Below are 16586 nucleotides of genomic sequence, written 5' to 3'. Positions count from 1 at the left end.
CCCCTTCCGGGGCGTCGGCCCCGGCTGAGCCCCGGACCGGCCGGGCGCACCCCCGCGACGGAGAGCGCCTTGACCGCAGCAGCACCGCACGACCTGACGATCCGTCCGATAGCCGGCCCCGGTGAACTGGACCTTTTCAACCGCCTGCCCCACCGCTTCAACGAGGAGTTCGCCGGCGACCTGGAGGACGGCCGCCGCCTGCCCGGCTGGATGTGGCTCGCCCTCGACGGCGGCCGCCCGGTGGCCCGCGCCGCCTGGTGGGGCCGCCGCCGCGGCGACGACCCCTTCCTCCTGGACGTCCTCGACCTCGACGACGCCCTCGACAGCCCCGCGCGGGTCGGCATCGGCGAGCGGCTGCTGCGCACCGCCGCGGCCGCCGTCCTCCCCGCCGGCACCCGCCCGCCCCCGTACAGCCGCCTCGCGCCGCCGGACTGGCGCGACCGCCCGGAGGTCCGGCGCGGCGTGGAGGACCGCACGGCGGCCGCCGCCCGCACCGGCGCCCGGATGATGGTGGAGCGGCTGCGCCTGGAGTGGCGTCCCGGCACGCCCGTGCCCCCGCCCACCGGGCGGCTCTCCTTCCGGCCCGCCGCCGGACGGGAGGAGCTGGTCGGCCTGATGACCCGGGTGCTGGAGGGCACCCTCGACGCCTACAGCCGCGACGACCTGGCCCGGATGACGCCGGAGCAGGCCGCCGCCGGGCACTACGACGGGGAGTTCGCGGGCTTCCGCAGCCCCCGGGAGTGGTGGCGCGTCGCCGAGCTGCCCGGCGGGGAGCCGGTCGGCTTCGTCGTCGCGGCCCGCAACGCCTACAACCCGGTCATCGCCTACCTCGGCGTGCTGCCCGAGCACCGCGGCCGCGGCTGGATCGACGAGGTCCTGGCCGAGGGCACCCGCGTCCTGGCCGCCGAGGGCGTCCCGCGCATCCGCGCGGCGACCGACACCACGAACACGCCGATGGCCGCCGCCTTCCGCCGGGCCGGGTACACCGTCTCCGAGCACACCCTGGAGATGGTCTGGCCCTGACGCCCGTCCCGCGGGTGCGGCGGTGTGTGAGCATGGCGGCATGAACCGTGTTCGACAGACAGTCAGTTCCGGGTCTCCGCTCGAACCGCGCATCGGGTTCTCCCGGGCGGTCCGCAGAGGGGCGCACGTCGCGGTCGCCGGGACCGCTCCCCTCGGGGACGACGGGACGACCGTGGGGCGGGGCGACGTCCACGCCCAGACCGTCCGGTGCCTGGACATCGCCGAGGCCGCGCTGAAGGAGGCGGGTGCGTCGCTGGAGGACGTCGTGCGGACCCGCATCATGCTCACCGACGTGACCCGCTGGGAGGAGGCCGCGCGAGCGCACGGAGAGCGGTTCGCGTCGGTCCGGCCGGCCTGCACCTTCGTCGGGGTCTCACGCTTCATCGATCCCGCGTGGCTCGTCGAGGTGGAGGTCGACGCCGTCCTCGGCTGACGTCGTCCGGACGCGCCGGCCGCGGCCCCTCGCGGGCAGCCGCAGCCGGCACGGCGGCTTCGCGGCAGGCACCGCTCCCGCCGCCCCCGCGGGGCGGGGCGGCCGGGCCGGTCCTCCGCCGGGTCAGTCCTCCGCCGGGTCGGGCCGGTCCTCCCGCAGCGGGAACGCCGTCACCGTGGCCCCCACCCGGACCGTGCCGGGGGCGTGTGGGGGCTGCGCCGCGTCGTGCAGTTCGTCCAGCAGCGCGGCCAGGCGGCCGCGGACGTCCTCCCAGACCTCGGGCGCCACCCACAGCTCGGCGTCGGTGGTGACGCCGGGGCACCCCGGGAGGCGCCGCGCGGCCCGCTCCCGCAGGTTGTGCGCCAGCGCCTCGGCCAGCAGCGGGGCGCCCTCCTGCCGGTCGGAGAGCGGCGAGCCGTGCACGGCCCGGTACCGGCGCTCCCGGCCGCCGCGCCGCACCCGCACCTCGGCCAGCTCCACCTGGCCCGCCGCGTGCAGGGTGCGCAGGTGCTGGCTGGCGAGGGCGTGGGAGAGACCCAGTTCGCGGGCGAGTTCGGCGGCGGACATCGGCACGGTCCACAGCAGCGACATCATGCGCAGCCGCACCGGGTGGGCCAGGGCCCGCAGGACGGGATCGGTCGCACTCACAGGGGCAAGTAAAGCTCACGCCGGACCGGCGGCGGAGTGCCCGGCCCCCGTCCCGGCCGCCGCCCCCGTCCCGGCAGGCGTTCCCGCCGTCCCGTCCGTCCCGGCCGCCCGCACCGCACCGGCCCCCTCCCCGGGGCCGGCCGCCGCGGGCTCCCCGGCCGCGGGCCCCCCGGTCCCCGCCGGCTCCCCGGCGGGCATCCGCCGCACCGAGGGGAGGGCGAGCACGGCCGCGGTGGAGAGCGTCTGCCAGACGGCCCCGGCGGCGAGCACGGTCCCGATCCCGGCCTGCTCCGCCAGCGGCCCGGCGGCCGCCAGCCCCAGGGGACCGAGCGCGAACGCCCCGACGTACACGTAGGACATGACCCTCGACAGGGCCTCGGCCGGGACCTGCTGCTGCACCGTCGTCGTCCACAGGGTGCCGCCCACCGCGTTGGCCGCCCCCGCCGCCAGCGCGCCCGCGGCCAGGACCGGGAAGGGCGCGTGCAGCGCCAGGCAGGCGGAGGGCGCACCCCAGCCGAACGCGGCCGCGGTGGACACCGCCAGCGGCCGGGAGGGCCTGCGGCCCAGCATCGCCAGGCCCCCGACGGCCGAGCCCGCCCCGTACAGGGCCATGACCGCGCCCCACGCGCCGGCGCCGCCGTGGTCCGCCCGGGCCGCCGCCGGGCCCAGGACCAGGAAGGGCGCCCAGACGGCCAGGTTGAACAGGGCGCCCTGGACGGTGAGCGCCCACAGCCAGGTGCGGGAGCGGAAGAGGTCCCAGCCGTCCCGCAGGTCCTGCAGCACCCCGGTGCCGGCCTGCCGCGCGGTGCCGGGGATCCGCAGCAGGAGCAGGGAGGCGACGCTCACCAGGTGGCTGGCGGCGTCCACCGCGAGCACCGCCGCCGGACTCACCGCGGCGACCAGCAGCCCGGCGACCGCGGGGCCGCCGACCGTGGCGGCCGACCGGGCCAGCCCCAGCAGGGAGTTGGCGTCCTGCAGGGATCCGGCCGGGGCCAGCTCGGGGACCAGCCCCTCCAGCGAGGGGCTGAACAGCGCCTCGCCGATGCCGGAGGCCGCGCTCAGGGCCAGCAGCAGCCCCATCGGCGGGAACCCGCCGCCCAGGAACAGCGCGGCGATCCCGGCCTGGGCCCCCGCCCGGAGCAGGTCGGCGGCGAGCATCACCCGGCGGCGGGGCAGCCGGTCGCCGAGCAGGCCGCCGCCGAGCAGGCCCGCCACCAGGGGCAGGATCCGGGCCGTCATCACCGCGCCGAGGCCGGTGAGCGAGCCGCCGCCGTCCAGGACCGCGAAGGCCAGGGCCACCGACGCCATGGAGGTCCCGAACAGCGAGGTGGCGAAGCCCGCGTAGAAGACACGGAAGTCCCGGTGGGCGAGCACGGCCCACCGCCCCCGCCCCGCCCGGCGTCCGCGCTTTTCCGGCCCGCCCATGCGCTCCCCTTCCGCACGGAGGTCCCTCGGCCCCGTCGGCTCCGGCGGCCCCGTCCCGCGCCGATGGTGCCCGGTCCTCGACCCCCAAGTCAATGCTAGGGGGTCGAGGACGGGACCCGGGCCGGACCGGGGCGCGCGGGTGTGCGCGGGCGGTCCCGGGGCGCGCGGTGGGAGCGGGGGCCGCCGGCCGCGCCGGGGATCGGACGGATTGTCGGAGGGTGCCCGTACGCTGCCGGGCAGTGGCCATGCCGCGGTCCCCGGCGGGGAGGGGGAGCGCGGCCGACTCGGGGGAGGCAGCCATGGCGGACGTGCGGACGCGGGCCCGTGCGGGGGCGTGGACGCGGGTGCGGCCCGGTGCGCGGCGGCGGGGAGGGGACGGGCGGGAGCCCGGGCGGGAGGACGCCTCCGGCGGCAGCGAGGAGCTGCTGTTCGGCGGGCCCCTGCGGTACGCGGGCGGCTGGTCGCAGCACGAGCTGGCCTGGGTGGGCATGTCCTTCCTGGCCATGGCGCGCCGCCTGCCGCGCAGCGCCTGGCAGGCGTTCCGCCTCGCCTGGGAGGCCGACCGGCGCGCCCTGGCCTCCGTCCTCGCCGCCGAGCTCGGGCAGGGCGCGGCCCGGGCCTTCGGGCTGCTCGCCACCAACGGCGTGCTGGTGCAGCTGTTCGCCGCCGGGCCCACCCCGCAGCGGGTCCGCTCCGCGCTGCCCGCCCTGGCCTGGGTCGCCGCCGCCGGCGCGCTCGCCGCGCTGCTGGCCGCCTGGTCCACCGCCGCCACCGGCACCCTGCAGCCCAAGGTGGAGCGGCTCGCCACCGTCCGCTACCTGCGGCGTGCCGCGCGGGTGGAGCTGGAGGCGGTCGAGGACGCCGAGGTCCACCGGCTGCTGGCCTCCGCCCAGTACGGCGCCGAGGCCGCCCGTCGGATGGTCGGCTACAGCGTGGGCGTGCTCAACGCGGTGTTCGCGCTCGCCGCCGCGGGCGGCGTCCTCCTCGTGCTGCACCCGGTGCTGCTGCCGCTGCTGCTGCTCATCGCGCTGCCCCGCGGCTGGGCGTCGGTGCGCTCGGCGCGCCGCCGCTACGGGTCGTTCCTGGTGTGGCTGGAGCACGCCCGCGCCCGCCGCGTCCTCTCCGAGCTGATCACCGGCCGGGAGGCCGCCCAGGAGGTGCGGGTGCACGGGGCGGGCGCGTTCGTCCTCGACCACTACGAGCGGATGGCGGCGCGGGCCGAGGCCGAGCAGACCCGGCTCGCCCGCGCGGAGGCCGCCACCGAGGTGGCGGCCTCCGCGCTCGCCGGCGTCGCGGCCGGCGCCACCTACACCGCGCTCGGGCTGCTGCTGCTCTCCGGCGGCATGCCGCTGGCGGTCGCCGGCACCGCCGTGCTCGCCGTCCGCACGGGCACCGCCGACCTGGGTTCGCTGGTCATGCAGGTCAACTTCCTCTACGAGCAGGCGCTGTTCTTCCAGGACCTGGAGCGCGTCGTCGAGGAGGCCGGGCGCCGGGCCATCCCCGCGGGCGGGGCGGACGTGGCGGCCCGGCCGCAGCTCGTCCGGGTCGAACGGGTGGGCTTCCGGTACCCGGACCGCAGCGAACCGGCGCTCGACGGGGTGAGCATGACCCTGCGGCGCGGCGAGATCGTCGCCCTGGTCGGCGAGAACGGCTCCGGCAAGTCCACCCTCGCCAAGCTCCTCGCGGGCCTCCACCCGCCCACCGAGGGCCGGATCCTCTGGGACGGCGTCGACGCCGCCGACCTCGACCGCGACCAGCTCTTCGACCGCGTCGCCCTGGTCTCCCAGGACTTCCACCGCTGGCCGTTCACCGCCCGGGTCAACGTCACCATCGGCCGGCCCGGCGCCCCCGGCGGCGACGACCGCCTGGAGCACGCGGTCCGCCAGGCCGACGCCGGCCCCCTCCTGAAGGACCTGCCCGCGGGCTGGGACACCCTGCTCGCCCGCGAGTTCGCCGGCGGCGTGCAGCTGTCCGGCGGCCAGTGGCAGCGGCTCGGCCTGGCCCGCGCCCACTACCGGGCCGCGCCGCTGCTCATCTGCGACGAGCCCACCGCCGCCCTCGACCCGCGGGCCGAGATCGACGTCTTCGAGCGCATCCGCCGCCTCGCCGACGAGGGGCAGTCGATCGTCCTGATCACCCACCGGCTGGCCTCCGTCCGCCACGCCGACCGGATCTACGTGCTCTCCCGCGGCCGCCTGGTCGAGGAGGGCACCCACGCCGAACTCCTCGCCGCCGGAGGGCACTTCGCCGAGCTGTACGGCATGCAGGCCGACCAGTACCGGACCGGCGCACCGGGCCCGGGGGACGCGCCCCGGCCGGGCGCAGCGGGGGAGGGGAGGAGGTGAGCGCCGCCGACGGTCCGCGGCACGCGACGTGCAGGGGCCGCCCCGCCGGTCCGCGGGACCGGCCTGCTGCCGGCGCACCCCGGCGGTACGGCCCGGCGGCGCACCCCGGCGGTACGGCCCGGCCGGCCGCCGGGCCCGGCGCCTCCGGCACCCCGGCGGGAAAACGGTTCCCGGAGGCAGGGCCCGCCCTGGTACGGTCCCGCGATGGCCGAGACACACCGACCACCGACCGGGCCCGTCACCGCGGCCGACGTCCTGCACGCCGTCCGCCTCGCGGTCGCCGCCCTGGCCGGGGCGGACGCGCGGGACTGGCACACCCGGGCCGGATCCCTGGAGTGGGACTGCTGGGAGACCGCCGAGCACCTCGCCGACGACCTGCTCTCCTACGCCGTCCAGCTCGGGCCCGCCGAGCCGCCGCCGGACGCCCACGTCCCGCTCGCCTGGAGCCGCCGCAGACCCGGCGGACCGGCGAACGCCGTCTTCGCGGACCGCGACGCCGGCCCGACCGGCCTGCTCCAGGTGCTGGAGGCCTGCGGCGCCCTGCTGGCGGCCGTCGTCCGGGCCACGCCGCCGACGGTCCGCTCCCACCACGTCTTCGGCGCGGCCGACCCCGAGGGGTTCGCCGCGATGGGCGTCGTCGAGACCCTGGTGCACACCCACGACATCGCCGAGGGCCTGGGCGTCGGCTGGACGCCGCCCGCCGACCTCTGCGCACGGGCCCTGGCCAGGCTCTTCCCCGACGCCCCGGACGGTACCGACCCCTGGGCCGCCCTCCTGTGGTGCACCGGCCGCACGGAACTGCCTGGCCTGGGCCGCCGCAGCGAGTGGCGCTGGTACGGGGCGCCCCGCGGCTGACGGCGGTTCAGCGGGTCCGGCGCCGGAGGCGGAGCCGATCCGCGTGGGCGCAGGCCGCGGCCCGCAGCCGCGCGGCGGTCCGGGGGGAGGGCGCGGCACGGCCGGCCGCCTCGCGGGCCGCCGTCTCACGGGGACGCCCGCCGGTCCCCCCCGGTCTCCCCGGTTCCCCCGGTCCCGGCGGCCCCTACGGTCCGTCGGACAGCGCCCACGCCACGGCCGCCTCCGCGTGCAGCCGCGTGGTGGGGAACACCGGGAGCGGGCTGTCCTCCGGGCCGACGAGCAGCTCGATCTCGGTGCAGCCCAGCACGATCCCCTCGGCCCCGCCGTCGGCGAGGTCCCGCATGACCTCCCGGTAGGCGGCGCGGGACTCCTCCCGGACGATCCCCGCGCACAGCTCCTCGTAGATCACCCGGTGCACGGTCCTGCGCCCCTCCGCGTCCGGGACGCGCACCTCGATGCCGCGGGCCTCCAGGTGGCCGCGGTAGAAGTCCTGCTCCATGGTGAACGCGGTGCCCAGCAGGCCGACGCGGCGGATCCCCGCCGCCAGCACGGCGTCCGCCGTGGTGTCCGCCAGGTGCAGCAACGGCACCCCCACGGCCGCGGCCACCCGGTCGGCCACCTTGTGCATGGTGTTGGTGCAGATCAGCAGCAGCTCCGCACCCGCCGACTCCAGCGCCGCGGCCGCCCCGGCCAGGAGCTCCCCGGCCTCGTCCCAGCGCCCCTCGGCCTGCAGCCGCTCGACGTCCGCGAAGTCCAGGGAGTACACCACGCACCTGGCGGAGTGGAGGCCGCCCAGCCGCTCACGCGTGAGCCGGTTGACCAGCCGGTAGTACTCCGCGGTGGACTCCCAGCTCATGCCCCCGAGCAGTCCGATCGTCCTCACGGGCCCACTGTGCCACGGGCGGACCCGGCCCGGGGCCGCGTCGGGGCCGTGGAGGCCGTCGGGCGGGGCGGCGAGGAGCCCGAGCCGGATGCCGTCGGCCCGGAGCCCGGCGGACAGCCCGCCGGGCGGCCTGATCGGGCGTGGGATTCACGGCGGGGCGGTCACCCGGAGGCCGATCCCGGCGACGGCGGCTGTACCGGCGGTCCCCAGGCCGGGTCAGGCGTGGTGCCCGGTTCCGGACGGGAGTCCGGCGGCGCGCCGGAGGACCTCCTCCGCCGACGGGTCCTCCTGGTGGGTCAGGAAGATCCAGACGTGTCCGGACGGGTCGCGGAGGATCGCCGTCCGGTCGCCGTGGAACATGTCCGTCGGCGGCTGCAGCTGCTCCGCCCCTGCGCCCACGGCCCGCCGGCAGAGGGCGTCGACGTCCTCGACGAACACATGCAGGCCCACCGACGGACCGCCCCCGGCGCTCGGCGTCGTGAGGACTCCCCCCGCGTCGCCGACCATGACGACCGACTCCCCGACGGCGAACTCCGCGTGCATGACGCCGCCCTCCGGACCTGGGACGCGGAACAGCTCCCTGGCGCCGAACGCCTCCCGGTAGAAGCCGAGCGCGGCGTCCGCGTCGTCGACCATGACGTGGGGAACCGCCGCGTAGCGGTAGCGGTCGGGAACGACGTGGCTGCTCATGGCGGGTCTCCTCGGTTCGCGCCGTCGCGGGACGGTCCGACCGTAGGACCTCAAGCTCCCTTGAGGTCAACCCCCGGGCACCACCCGGCCGAACCCGGGACGCCGGACGCCGGACGCCGAGCACCCGACCGCGAGCCCCGGACCGCCGACGCCCGCTCCCGCCCGGAGCGGGCAGGAGCGGCCGGTCCGGCCGTCAGTGCTTCGAGGGGCCGCCGCCGATGCCGCGGCCGGCGATCAGCTCGCCGACCTCCTCGCACCAGAAGGCCAGCCCGCACAGCTGGAAGGAGACGAACCCCTTGGTCAGCGCCGGGTTGTTCTTCTCGAACAGCTTGTGCCCGGCGACCTGCAGCGCCCAGCTCGCCGCGAACAGGGGGACGCCCACCTTCGGCCGGGCGAACAGCAGCGGCAGCGACACCGCCACGCCCGGGATGCCCACCAGGTGCGTCATCCGGATGCCCCGGCTGGTGTGCTGCGACCGGTAGTACTCCATCTTCTCCGCGAACGGCGCCTCGCGCGGCGGGACCTCGGGCTCCACGTCGACGGTTGCCACGGGTGCTCCTTCCGGTAGGGGTCGGCAGGGGGGTCTTCCCGCCGCATACTGGCGCGGGTGACAATCCCCGACAACGTCCCTGCGCACGACGCGAGGACCGTGTTGTCAGCCGGTGACAAGCCGGGCGCCCCGGGGTGCCCGGCGGGGAGGGCCCGCATGGGGCACGAGGCGCGCGGACGGGTCCGGCGCGAGGTCATGGCCGACCCCGGCCCGCTGGTGGAGGCCCTGGTCGGCGCCGTCCGCTCCCAGGTGCCCGCCTACCGGGCCCTGGACGGCAGCAGGCTGCCCGAGGTGCGGGCCATCGCGGCCTGGGTCCTCGCCCGCAGCCTCGAACTCTGGGTCGACGGCGGCTGCTTCACGACCGCCGACCTCGCCCGGTTCCGCGGCATCGGTGCGGCCCGCGCCGCGGACGGGCGCCCCCTGCCCGCCGTGCTCCGCGCCTACCGGGTCGCCGCCACCGCCCTGCTGGAGCACCTGTCCGCGCGCACCGCCGGCCTGCTGGAGCCGGACGACGTCTTCGCCCTCGCCCGGCTGTGGCTCACCGCCCTCGACTCCCTCTCGGAGTCCCTGTACGCGGGCTACACCGCCGCCGCCGAACGGCTCTCCGGCGACCGCAACCGGGCCCTGCGCGACCTCCTCGACGACCTCGTCACCGGCCGCCACGCCTCGGCCGGCGCCGTCGCCGACCGCACCGCCCGGCTCGGCGTGCGGCTCCCCGACCCGTACCGCCTCCTCGTCGCCGAACCCGACCCCGGCGGACCCGACCCCGGCGGATCCCGAACCGGCGGCCCCGGCCCCGTCCGTGGGGCCGTCGCGCCGGAGGCGGCGGCCGCCGCCGCGGCAGCCGCCCTCGCCGACGCGATCACCGTCGCGCCCGCCGAGGCGCCCGCCGCCGGGCAGACCCCCGACGCCTGCTCCGTCCTGGTCACCGCCCGCGGCCCCCGCGCGGTCCTCCTGCTCCCCGCCGAGGCCGCCGGCGCGCTCCCCGACGCGCTCGCCGCCCTCCACTGGCGCGGCTGCGCCGTCACCGGCGAACCCGCCGAGGGCATCCCCGCGGCGTACCGGCTCGCCGCCGACGCCCTCGACACCGCCCCAGCCCACGCCTACGGCGCCACCCCCCTGCTCGGGGACGCCGACGCCCACGTCCTGGCCCTGCTGGCGGCGCGCCCCGGCGCCGCACCCGACCGCGTGGCCCGGGCCGTCCTCGGCCCGCTGCTGCGCCCGGACCGGCGCCACCTCGCCGAGGCCCTCGACGCCTACCTCGACACCGGGTCCGCCACCGCCGCAGCCGAGGCGCTCCACCTCCACCCGCAGACCCTCCGCTACCGGCTGCGCCGCATCCGCGAGCTCACCGGCCGCGACCCGCGCCGCCCCTGGCACCGCCTCACCTTCGACATCGCCCGCAACCTCGCCGGCCGGCCGCCCGGGTGACGCCGCCCCGCCGCCCCGCCGCCCGGTCCGGCCCCCGCCCCTCCGCCTCCTGCCCCTCTCCCCGGCCGTCCCGACCGGGAGACCCGTGAACCCTCCGGCGCCGCCCCGCGTACAGAGGGGCGGTGGTCGCCGGGCGGCGGCGCACCGCAACCGCGCCGCCGCCCGGGCCCGGCCCCGGCCGGTCCGCAGCGGTCCGGCCCGGACCCGCCCGCGCAGGCGGGCGGCGGACGGAAGGCGGTGCGCCCGGTGGCGGTGCGTCGGAGGACGACAGGAGCACTCGCCGGCGTCGCAGCGGTCCTGCTCGGCTGGGCGGCGGCGGGCCCCGCGGCCGCGCACGGCGCCATGGCCGACCCGCCGAGCAGGACCGTGGAGTGCGGCCCGGAGGGCGCCGCCGCCGCGGCCTCCCCGGCCTGCGCCGCCGCGGTGGCCGCGAGCGACCCGGGCGCCGTCCGGCGGTGGGACGATCTCCGCGTCGCCGGGGTGGCGGGCCGCGACCGGCAGCTGATCCCGGACGGCCGGCTGTGCAGCGGCGGCATCCCGGCCTACCACGGCCTCGACCTGGCCCGCGCCGACTGGCCCGCCGCACCCTTGACGTCCGGCGCGACCTTCACCTTCCGTTACCGCACCACCATCCCGCACCAGGGCGTCTTCCGGCTCTACCTCACCCGGGACGGCTGGGACCCGGCCCGGCCGCTGCGCTGGTCCGACCTGGACGCGCAGCCGTTCCTCCAGGCCGCCGACCCGCCGGTACGCGACGGCGCGTACGTGATGACCGGCCGCGTGCCGCAGGACCGGACGGGGCGGCACCTGGTCTACACCGTCTGGCAGACCACCAGCACGCCGGACACCTACTACTCCTGCTCCGACGTTGTCCTCCGGGCCTCCCGGGCCGCCGCCCCCGCCGCCCGGACGCACGCCACCCCGGGGAGCCGCGCGTCCACCGCCTCCACGGCGGTCCCGGCAGGCCCCGCTTCTCCGGCGGTCCCCGCCTCCCCGGCGGCCCCCGCCCCGCCGCCGTCCGCCGGCCGCACCTCCGCCCCCGCGGCGGCCGGGTCCCCGGCGCCCTCCGGGGCCGGCGGGCCCTCCGCGGATCCGCAGGCCGCGCCCGCCGCCGCCACCGCCCCGACCTCCGGGGGAGCGCCCCTGGCCGTCGGAGGTGCGGCCGCCGTCCTGCTCGCCGCGGTCGCCGCCGTCCTCGGTGCACGGCGCCGCCGCGGCCGCTCCGGCAGGCGCCCCCGCCGTCACGCCGCCTGATCCGCCGTCACGCGGCCCGACCGGCGGCCCGACCGGCGGCCCGTCCCGATCGGCGGCCCGTCCCGATCGGTGGTCCCGACCGTCGTGCCCGACTGCCCGACTGCCGCCGCACAGCCCTGCCGTCCGGCTCCGGCGCGGGCGTGCCCGCCGGGGACCGTGGACCGCGGCCCCTCCCCGCGCCGGCGGTCCGCGGATTCCGTCCGCGGAGTCCGGTCCGGCCCGCAGCGCACCCGGCCGGGGCGTCCTGCCCGGCAGCGCTGCCGCCCGGGCGCGTCCCTCGAACAGGCGCGGTGCCCCGGCACGTGCCCGGCGGTACCGCGGGCGGGCGCCGCGCGCAGGGCGGGCGCCGTGCGCAGGACGGGAGCCGTGCCGGGGGAGTGCCCGGCCGCGTCACGGCGGCGGGTGCCGCATCACCCCTGCGGCGTACGCCGCAGGGTCGCCCGTTCGCGCAGGACCCGTCCATTCGAGCACAACCCGCGCCGACCGGGGCCCACTTTCCGGAACCTCCCGTAACGGAACCGGGACGGTGAGTAGCGTCCCCGCCACCCGGTGAGTGAGGGAGGCCCCATGGGCGACATGAACCACTTCAGCTTCGGCTGGCTGACCCCCGTGATCTCGTACGTCATGGCGTGCGTCGGCTCGGCGCTCGGCCTGCGCTGCACCGTGCGGGCCCTGGCCGCCACGGGCAGCGCGCGCCGCAACTGGCTGGTCACCGGCGCCGTGGCGATCGGCTCCGGCATCTGGACCATGCACTTCGTCGCCATGCTGGGCTTCAGCGTCTCCGGCACCGAACTGCGGTACGACGTGCCGCTGACCGTGCTCAGCCTGGTGGTGGCGATGCTGGTGACGGGCCTCGGCGTGTTCGCCGTGGGGTACGGGCGCCACCGCAGCCGGTCGCTGGCGGTCGGGGGCCTCACCACCGGCGTCGGTGTCGCCTGCATGCACTACCTCGGGATGGCGGCGCTGCGGCTGCACGGCTCCGTCGGCTACGACCCGCCGCTGGTGGTGCTCTCGGTGCTGATCGCGGTCGTCGCCGCCACCGCCGCCCTGTGGGCCGCCCTCACCGTCCGGGGCGGCGCCGCGGCGGCGGGCGCCTCGCTCGTCATGGGCGTCGCGGTGAGCAGCATGCACTACACCGGCATGGCGGCCGTCCACATCCGGATGGACCCCGCGCGGGCCGCCCTGGGCGGCGCCACCGCCATGCAGTTCATCTTCCCGCTGGCGGTCGGCCTCGGCTCGTTCCTCTTCCTGACCTCGGCCTTCGTCGCGCTCTCGCCCACCGCGCGGGAGCGGGCCGCGTACGCGTCGGCGGACGGGCTGCGCGGCGACCCGGCCTCCGTCTGAGCGGTCCCCGCTCCGCCCCTCCCCGCACCACCGCCCCTCCCCGCCCCCCGGCAGGACCACCGCACACGGGATCGAGGAACCCATGCGACTTCCCCGCAGGCCGCCAGGCGGCTCCCCGGACGCCCCGCGCGCCGGCGCGCCGGCCCCCGACACCGGCGCGCCCGCCCGCCACGAGGGCCCCCGGAGGGCCGCCCGCACCCACCGCCGCGGCGCCCACGCCGGCCCGCGCGCGGCGGAGGAGCGGCCGGCGGCCCACGAGCGGCCCGCACACCAGCAGTCCGCACAGGACCGCCCCGCCCGCGAACGGTCCGCCCCCCGGGACACCGCACCGGCCGGGACCGCGCCCCCGCCCCGGCCGGTGCGGGCCGCCGCCCCGCGGGCGCCGCGCCCCCTCCTCCGCTCCCTGCGCCCCCGCTCCGTCCGCGCGAAGACGGTCGCCCTGCTGATGGTCCCGGTGGTCTCGCTGATGGCCCTGTGGGCCTTCGCCACCGTCAGCACCGCGCAGGACGTCTGGGACCTGCTGCGGCTCAAGGAGGTCCACCGCACCCTCCTCGACCCCGTCGAGGACACCGTCACCGCGCTCCAGGCCGAACGCGCCGCGGCGGGCCGCTACCTGGCCGCGCCCACCCCCGCCGCCCGTGCCGTCCTCCGCGGCCGGGCCGCGGCCACCGATCGCGCCGCCGCCCCGCTGGACCTCGGTCGCGACTACACCAGCGCCGACGCCGCCGGGCTCGGTGCGGACGCCGGCGCCCGGGTCTCCGCCCTCGTCACCCGGCTCCGGGGCCTGGCCGCGGTCCGCCGGGGCGTCGAGTCACGGCGGCTCGACTGGCCCGCCGCCTACCGTGCGTACGGCGACGCCGTGGACGGCGCCTTCGCCGTCACCGGCTCCCTGACGGGCCTCCAGGACCACGACGCGGCCTCCGACGCTCGGGTGCTGCTGGAGTTCTCCCGCGGCCGCGAGATGCTCGCCCGCGAGGACGCCCTGCTGGGCGCCGCCCACACCTCGGGCCGCCTCCCGGCCGCCGAGCAGCGGGAGTTCACCGGGGCCGCCCACACCCGCCGCGACCTCTACCTGCAGTCCGCCGCCGACCTCCGCCCCGCCGACCGCTCCGCCTGGCAGGCCGTCGCCGACTCCGCGGAGTGGAAGGCCCTCGCGTCCCTGGAGGACGCCGTCGCCGCCGCGCCCGCCGGACGGGCCGCCGCCGGCGCCGCCCCGGCCGCCCGGTGGGACGCCGCCGCGGGGACCGCCGCCCGGACCGTGCGCGCGGTGGAGGAGCAGGCCGGACGGGCCGCCGCGGGCCGTGCCGACCCGTACGTGATGGGCGTGTTCACCCGGTCCGGCGCGGCCGTCGCCCTCGGCCTGGTCGCCGTCCTCGCGTCGCTGCTGATCTCCGTGCAGGTGGGGCGGGCCCTGGTCGGCGAGCTCGTCGGCCTGCGCAACTCCGCCCTGGACCTGGCGGGCCGCCGCCTGCCGGCCGCCATGCGGCGGCTGCTGGCCGGGGAGGAGATCGACGTCGAGGCCGAGGCGCCGCTCTCCGCGGGCCGCGGCGACGACGAGATCGCCCAGGTCGCCGGCGCCCTGGAGACCGTGCACCGGGCCGCCCTCAAGGCCGCCGTCGAGCGCGCCGAGGTCCTGTCGGGCGTCTCGGGCGTCTTCGTCAACCTCGCTCGCCGCAGCCAGGTCCTGGTGCACCGTCAGCTCACCCTGCTGGACGCCATGGAGCGCCGCACCGAGGACCCGGCGGAGCTCGCCGACCTCTTCCGCCTCGACCACCTGACGACCCGCATGCGGCGCCACGCCGAGGGCCTGATCATCCTCTCCGGCGCCGCCCCCGGCCGCGCCTGGCGCAAGCCGGTCCCGATGCTCGACGTCGTCCGCGCGGCGGTCTCCGAGGTCGAGGACTACGCCCGGGTCGAGGTGCACCGCATGCCGCACGCCGCCGTCGCCGGGTCCGCGGTCGCCGACCTCACCCACCTCGTCGCCGAACTGGTGGAGAACGCCACCGCCTTCTCACCCCCGCACACGCGGGTCCACGTCCGCGGCGAGCAGGTCGGCAACGGCTACGTCCTGGAGGTCGAGGACCGCGGACTCGGCATGGGCGCCGAGGCCATGGCGGACGCCAACCGCCGTATCGCGGCCGCCGAACAGCTCGACCTCTTCGACAGCGACCGGCTGGGCCTCTACGTGGTCAGCCGCCTGGCCCGCCGGCACCAGGTCAAGGTGTCGCTGCGGCCCTCCGCCTACGGGGGGACCACGGCCGTGGTGCTGCTGCCGACGGCGCTGCTGGAGCAGGCCGCGGCCGGTCCGGCCCGGTCCGGCGGGGCGCGTCCGGGCGTCCGCCCCGCCCCCGGCGGCGCCGTCCGGCCCGCCGGCCCCGGTGCCGCTCCCGCGGGGCCGGTCCCCGTCCCGTCCGCCCCGCCCGGACCGGTCCGCCCCGCCGTCCCGGGCCCCGCCGGGCCCGCCGCGCACGAGCGGCCGGCCCACGAGCGGCCGGCCCACGGGCAGACCCCTGACGCGGCGCCCGCGCACGGGGAGCCGGCGCACGGGCCCGCCGCGCACGGGGAGCCCGTTCCGCAGCCGGCCGCACCCGGCGCCGCGGGGCCCGGCCCGCTCCCGTCCGGCCCGCCCCCCTCCGGTCCGGCCCCGTCCGGACCGCACGGCCCGCACGCCCCCGGGCAGCCCCTGCCCCTCCGGCCCGCGGCCGCCGCGCCGCGCCCCGCCGCCGGTGACTCCGGGCGGACGCCCCCGCCCCGCCGCCCCGCCCAGGGACCCCGGCCGCTGCCCCGGCAGACCGGCGTGCTGCGCCCGTTCGGTGCCGACGGCCGCAGCCCCGGGGTGCTGCGCCCCGTCCCCTTCCGGGCCGCCGACGGCGGTCCGCCCGGGTCCCCGGCGGCCCCCGCCGGACCACCGGACGCCACCCCGGGCGGGATTCCCGCCGGGACCCCCGGCGCAGCCCCTGCCGCGACCGCCCCCGCAACCGCCGCCGCGACCCCAGGCGGTGCCCCCGCAGCCGGTGCCTCGACAGGGCTGCCGCGGCGGGTCCGGCAGGCTAGTATCGCCCCTCAACTGCGGGAGGCACCGGCGCCCGTGGCGGGCCGTCGGCCCGCCCCCGCCGGACGCACCCCGGAGCAGGCCCGCGCGGCCATGTCCGCCTTCCAGAGCGGCTGGGCCCGCGGCACCGGCCGCCCCTCGCCCGCCCGCCGCTCCGCACCCGACCGGCCGTACGAAGGAGACGCAGGATGATCGGGACGACCCACAACTCCGGCGAGCTGAACTGGCTGCTGGACGAACTGGTGGACCGGGTGGCCGAGGTCCAGCACGCCGTGGTCCTCTCGGCGGACGGCCTCGCCATGGGGGCCTCGGCGGCCCTCGGCCGCGAGGGCGGCGAGCACCTTGCGGCGGTCGCCTCCGGCTTCCACAGCCTGGCCAAGGGCGCCGGGCGGCACTTCGGCGCCGGCGACGTGCGCCAGACCATGGTCGAGCTGGAGGGCGGCTTCCTCTTCGTCGCCGCGGCGGGGGAGGGCAGCTGCCTGGCCGTCTTCAGCTCCGCCGACGCCGACCTCGGCCTGGTCGCGTACGAGATGGCCCGCCTGGTCCGCAGGGTCGGCGAGCACCTGTACACGCCGCCGCGTGCCGCCGCCGGCAGCGGCGCGGCGGGCTGACCTGCGGTGCTGTTCCCGCCCGGCCCGCCGCCCGGCCCCCCG

At 79.0% G+C, this 16586-nt stretch carries 14 protein-coding genes; 9 read left to right on the top strand and 5 right to left on the bottom strand.

From position 1 onward, the window contains the following. The first annotated feature begins 69 nt into the window (after window positions 1–69). On the top strand, window positions 70–1023 hold the full coding sequence (locus LO771_RS18795) for a GNAT family N-acetyltransferase (RefSeq protein WP_230653981.1): 954 nt from the start codon (window positions 70–72) through the stop codon (window positions 1021–1023). 40 nt (window positions 1024–1063) lie between these two features. After that, a complete protein-coding gene (locus LO771_RS18790; RefSeq protein ID WP_230653979.1) occupies window positions 1064–1456 on the top strand; it encodes a RidA family protein in 393 nt (130 codons plus the stop codon). Between the two features lie 123 nt (window positions 1457–1579). Here the strand turns inward: LO771_RS18790 and LO771_RS18785 are convergent, their stop codons facing one another. Both LO771_RS18785 and LO771_RS18780 read right to left on the bottom strand, forming a co-directional pair. Then, on the bottom strand, window positions 1580–2104 hold the full coding sequence (locus LO771_RS18785) for an ArsR family transcriptional regulator (protein ID WP_230653977.1): 525 nt from the start codon (window positions 2102–2104) through the stop codon (window positions 1580–1582). A gap of 15 nt (window positions 2105–2119) precedes the next feature. Next, complete coding sequence (locus LO771_RS18780; RefSeq protein WP_230653975.1) at window positions 2120–3529, bottom strand: MFS transporter; 1410 nt, start codon at window positions 3527–3529, stop codon at window positions 2120–2122. Between the two features lie 299 nt (window positions 3530–3828). On the opposite strand from LO771_RS18780, the gene LO771_RS18775 reads away from it, so the two are divergent. Further along, window positions 3829–5874: an ABC transporter ATP-binding protein gene (locus tag LO771_RS18775; protein WP_230653973.1), complete on the top strand. Its 2046-nt coding sequence runs from the start codon at window positions 3829–3831 to the stop codon at window positions 5872–5874. 204 nt (window positions 5875–6078) lie between these two features. Further along, a complete protein-coding gene (locus LO771_RS18770; RefSeq protein ID WP_230653971.1) occupies window positions 6079–6729 on the top strand; it encodes a maleylpyruvate isomerase N-terminal domain-containing protein in 651 nt (216 codons plus the stop codon). 184 nt (window positions 6730–6913) lie between these two features. Here the strand turns inward: LO771_RS18770 and LO771_RS18765 are convergent, their stop codons facing one another. The 3 genes from LO771_RS18765 to LO771_RS18755 form a co-directional block, all read right to left on the bottom strand. Next, entirely contained in the window at window positions 6914–7612 is a 699-nt protein-coding gene (locus LO771_RS18765) for an aspartate/glutamate racemase family protein (RefSeq protein ID WP_230653969.1), read from the bottom strand. Window positions 7613–7828: 216 nt separating this feature from the next. Next, window positions 7829–8302, bottom strand: coding sequence for a VOC family protein (locus tag LO771_RS18760; protein WP_230653968.1), 474 nt, complete (start codon window positions 8300–8302; stop codon window positions 7829–7831). A 193-nt stretch (window positions 8303–8495) separates the two neighbouring features. After that, entirely contained in the window at window positions 8496–8852 is a 357-nt protein-coding gene (locus tag LO771_RS18755; protein ID WP_230653966.1) for a DUF962 domain-containing protein, read from the bottom strand. A 156-nt stretch (window positions 8853–9008) separates the two neighbouring features. Here LO771_RS18755 and LO771_RS18750 point away from each other — a divergent pair, with 156 nt between their 5' ends. The 5 genes from LO771_RS18750 to LO771_RS18730 all read left to right on the top strand — a co-directional run bounded on the left by LO771_RS18750 (window position 9009) and on the right by LO771_RS18730 (window position 16544). After that, on the top strand, window positions 9009–10283 hold the full coding sequence (locus LO771_RS18750; protein WP_230653964.1) for a CdaR family transcriptional regulator: 1275 nt from the start codon (window positions 9009–9011) through the stop codon (window positions 10281–10283). Window positions 10284–10529: 246 nt separating this feature from the next. After that, a complete protein-coding gene (locus LO771_RS18745; RefSeq protein WP_230653962.1) occupies window positions 10530–11537 on the top strand; it encodes a lytic polysaccharide monooxygenase in 1008 nt (335 codons plus the stop codon). Between the two features lie 567 nt (window positions 11538–12104). Further along, on the top strand, window positions 12105–12881 hold the full coding sequence (locus tag LO771_RS18740; protein ID WP_230653960.1) for an MHYT domain-containing protein: 777 nt from the start codon (window positions 12105–12107) through the stop codon (window positions 12879–12881). A gap of 82 nt (window positions 12882–12963) precedes the next feature. Then, the gene (locus tag LO771_RS18735) at window positions 12964–16125 is read left to right on the top strand and encodes a nitrate- and nitrite sensing domain-containing protein (protein ID WP_304944837.1); all 3162 of its coding nucleotides are present in this window, start codon (window positions 12964–12966) and stop codon (window positions 16123–16125) included. Beyond that, a complete protein-coding gene (locus tag LO771_RS18730) occupies window positions 16122–16544 on the top strand; it encodes a roadblock/LC7 domain-containing protein (RefSeq protein ID WP_230653958.1) in 423 nt (140 codons plus the stop codon). Before LO771_RS18735 ends, LO771_RS18730 begins: the two co-directional genes overlap by 4 nt. The last annotated feature ends 42 nt before the right edge of the window (window positions 16545–16586 follow it).

The sequence above is a fragment of the Streptacidiphilus sp. ASG 303 genome, assembly GCF_020991365.1.
In the GTDB taxonomy this organism is placed as follows: domain Bacteria; phylum Actinomycetota; class Actinomycetes; order Streptomycetales; family Streptomycetaceae; genus Peterkaempfera.
This window is presented reverse-complemented; position numbering and strand designations above follow the sequence as displayed.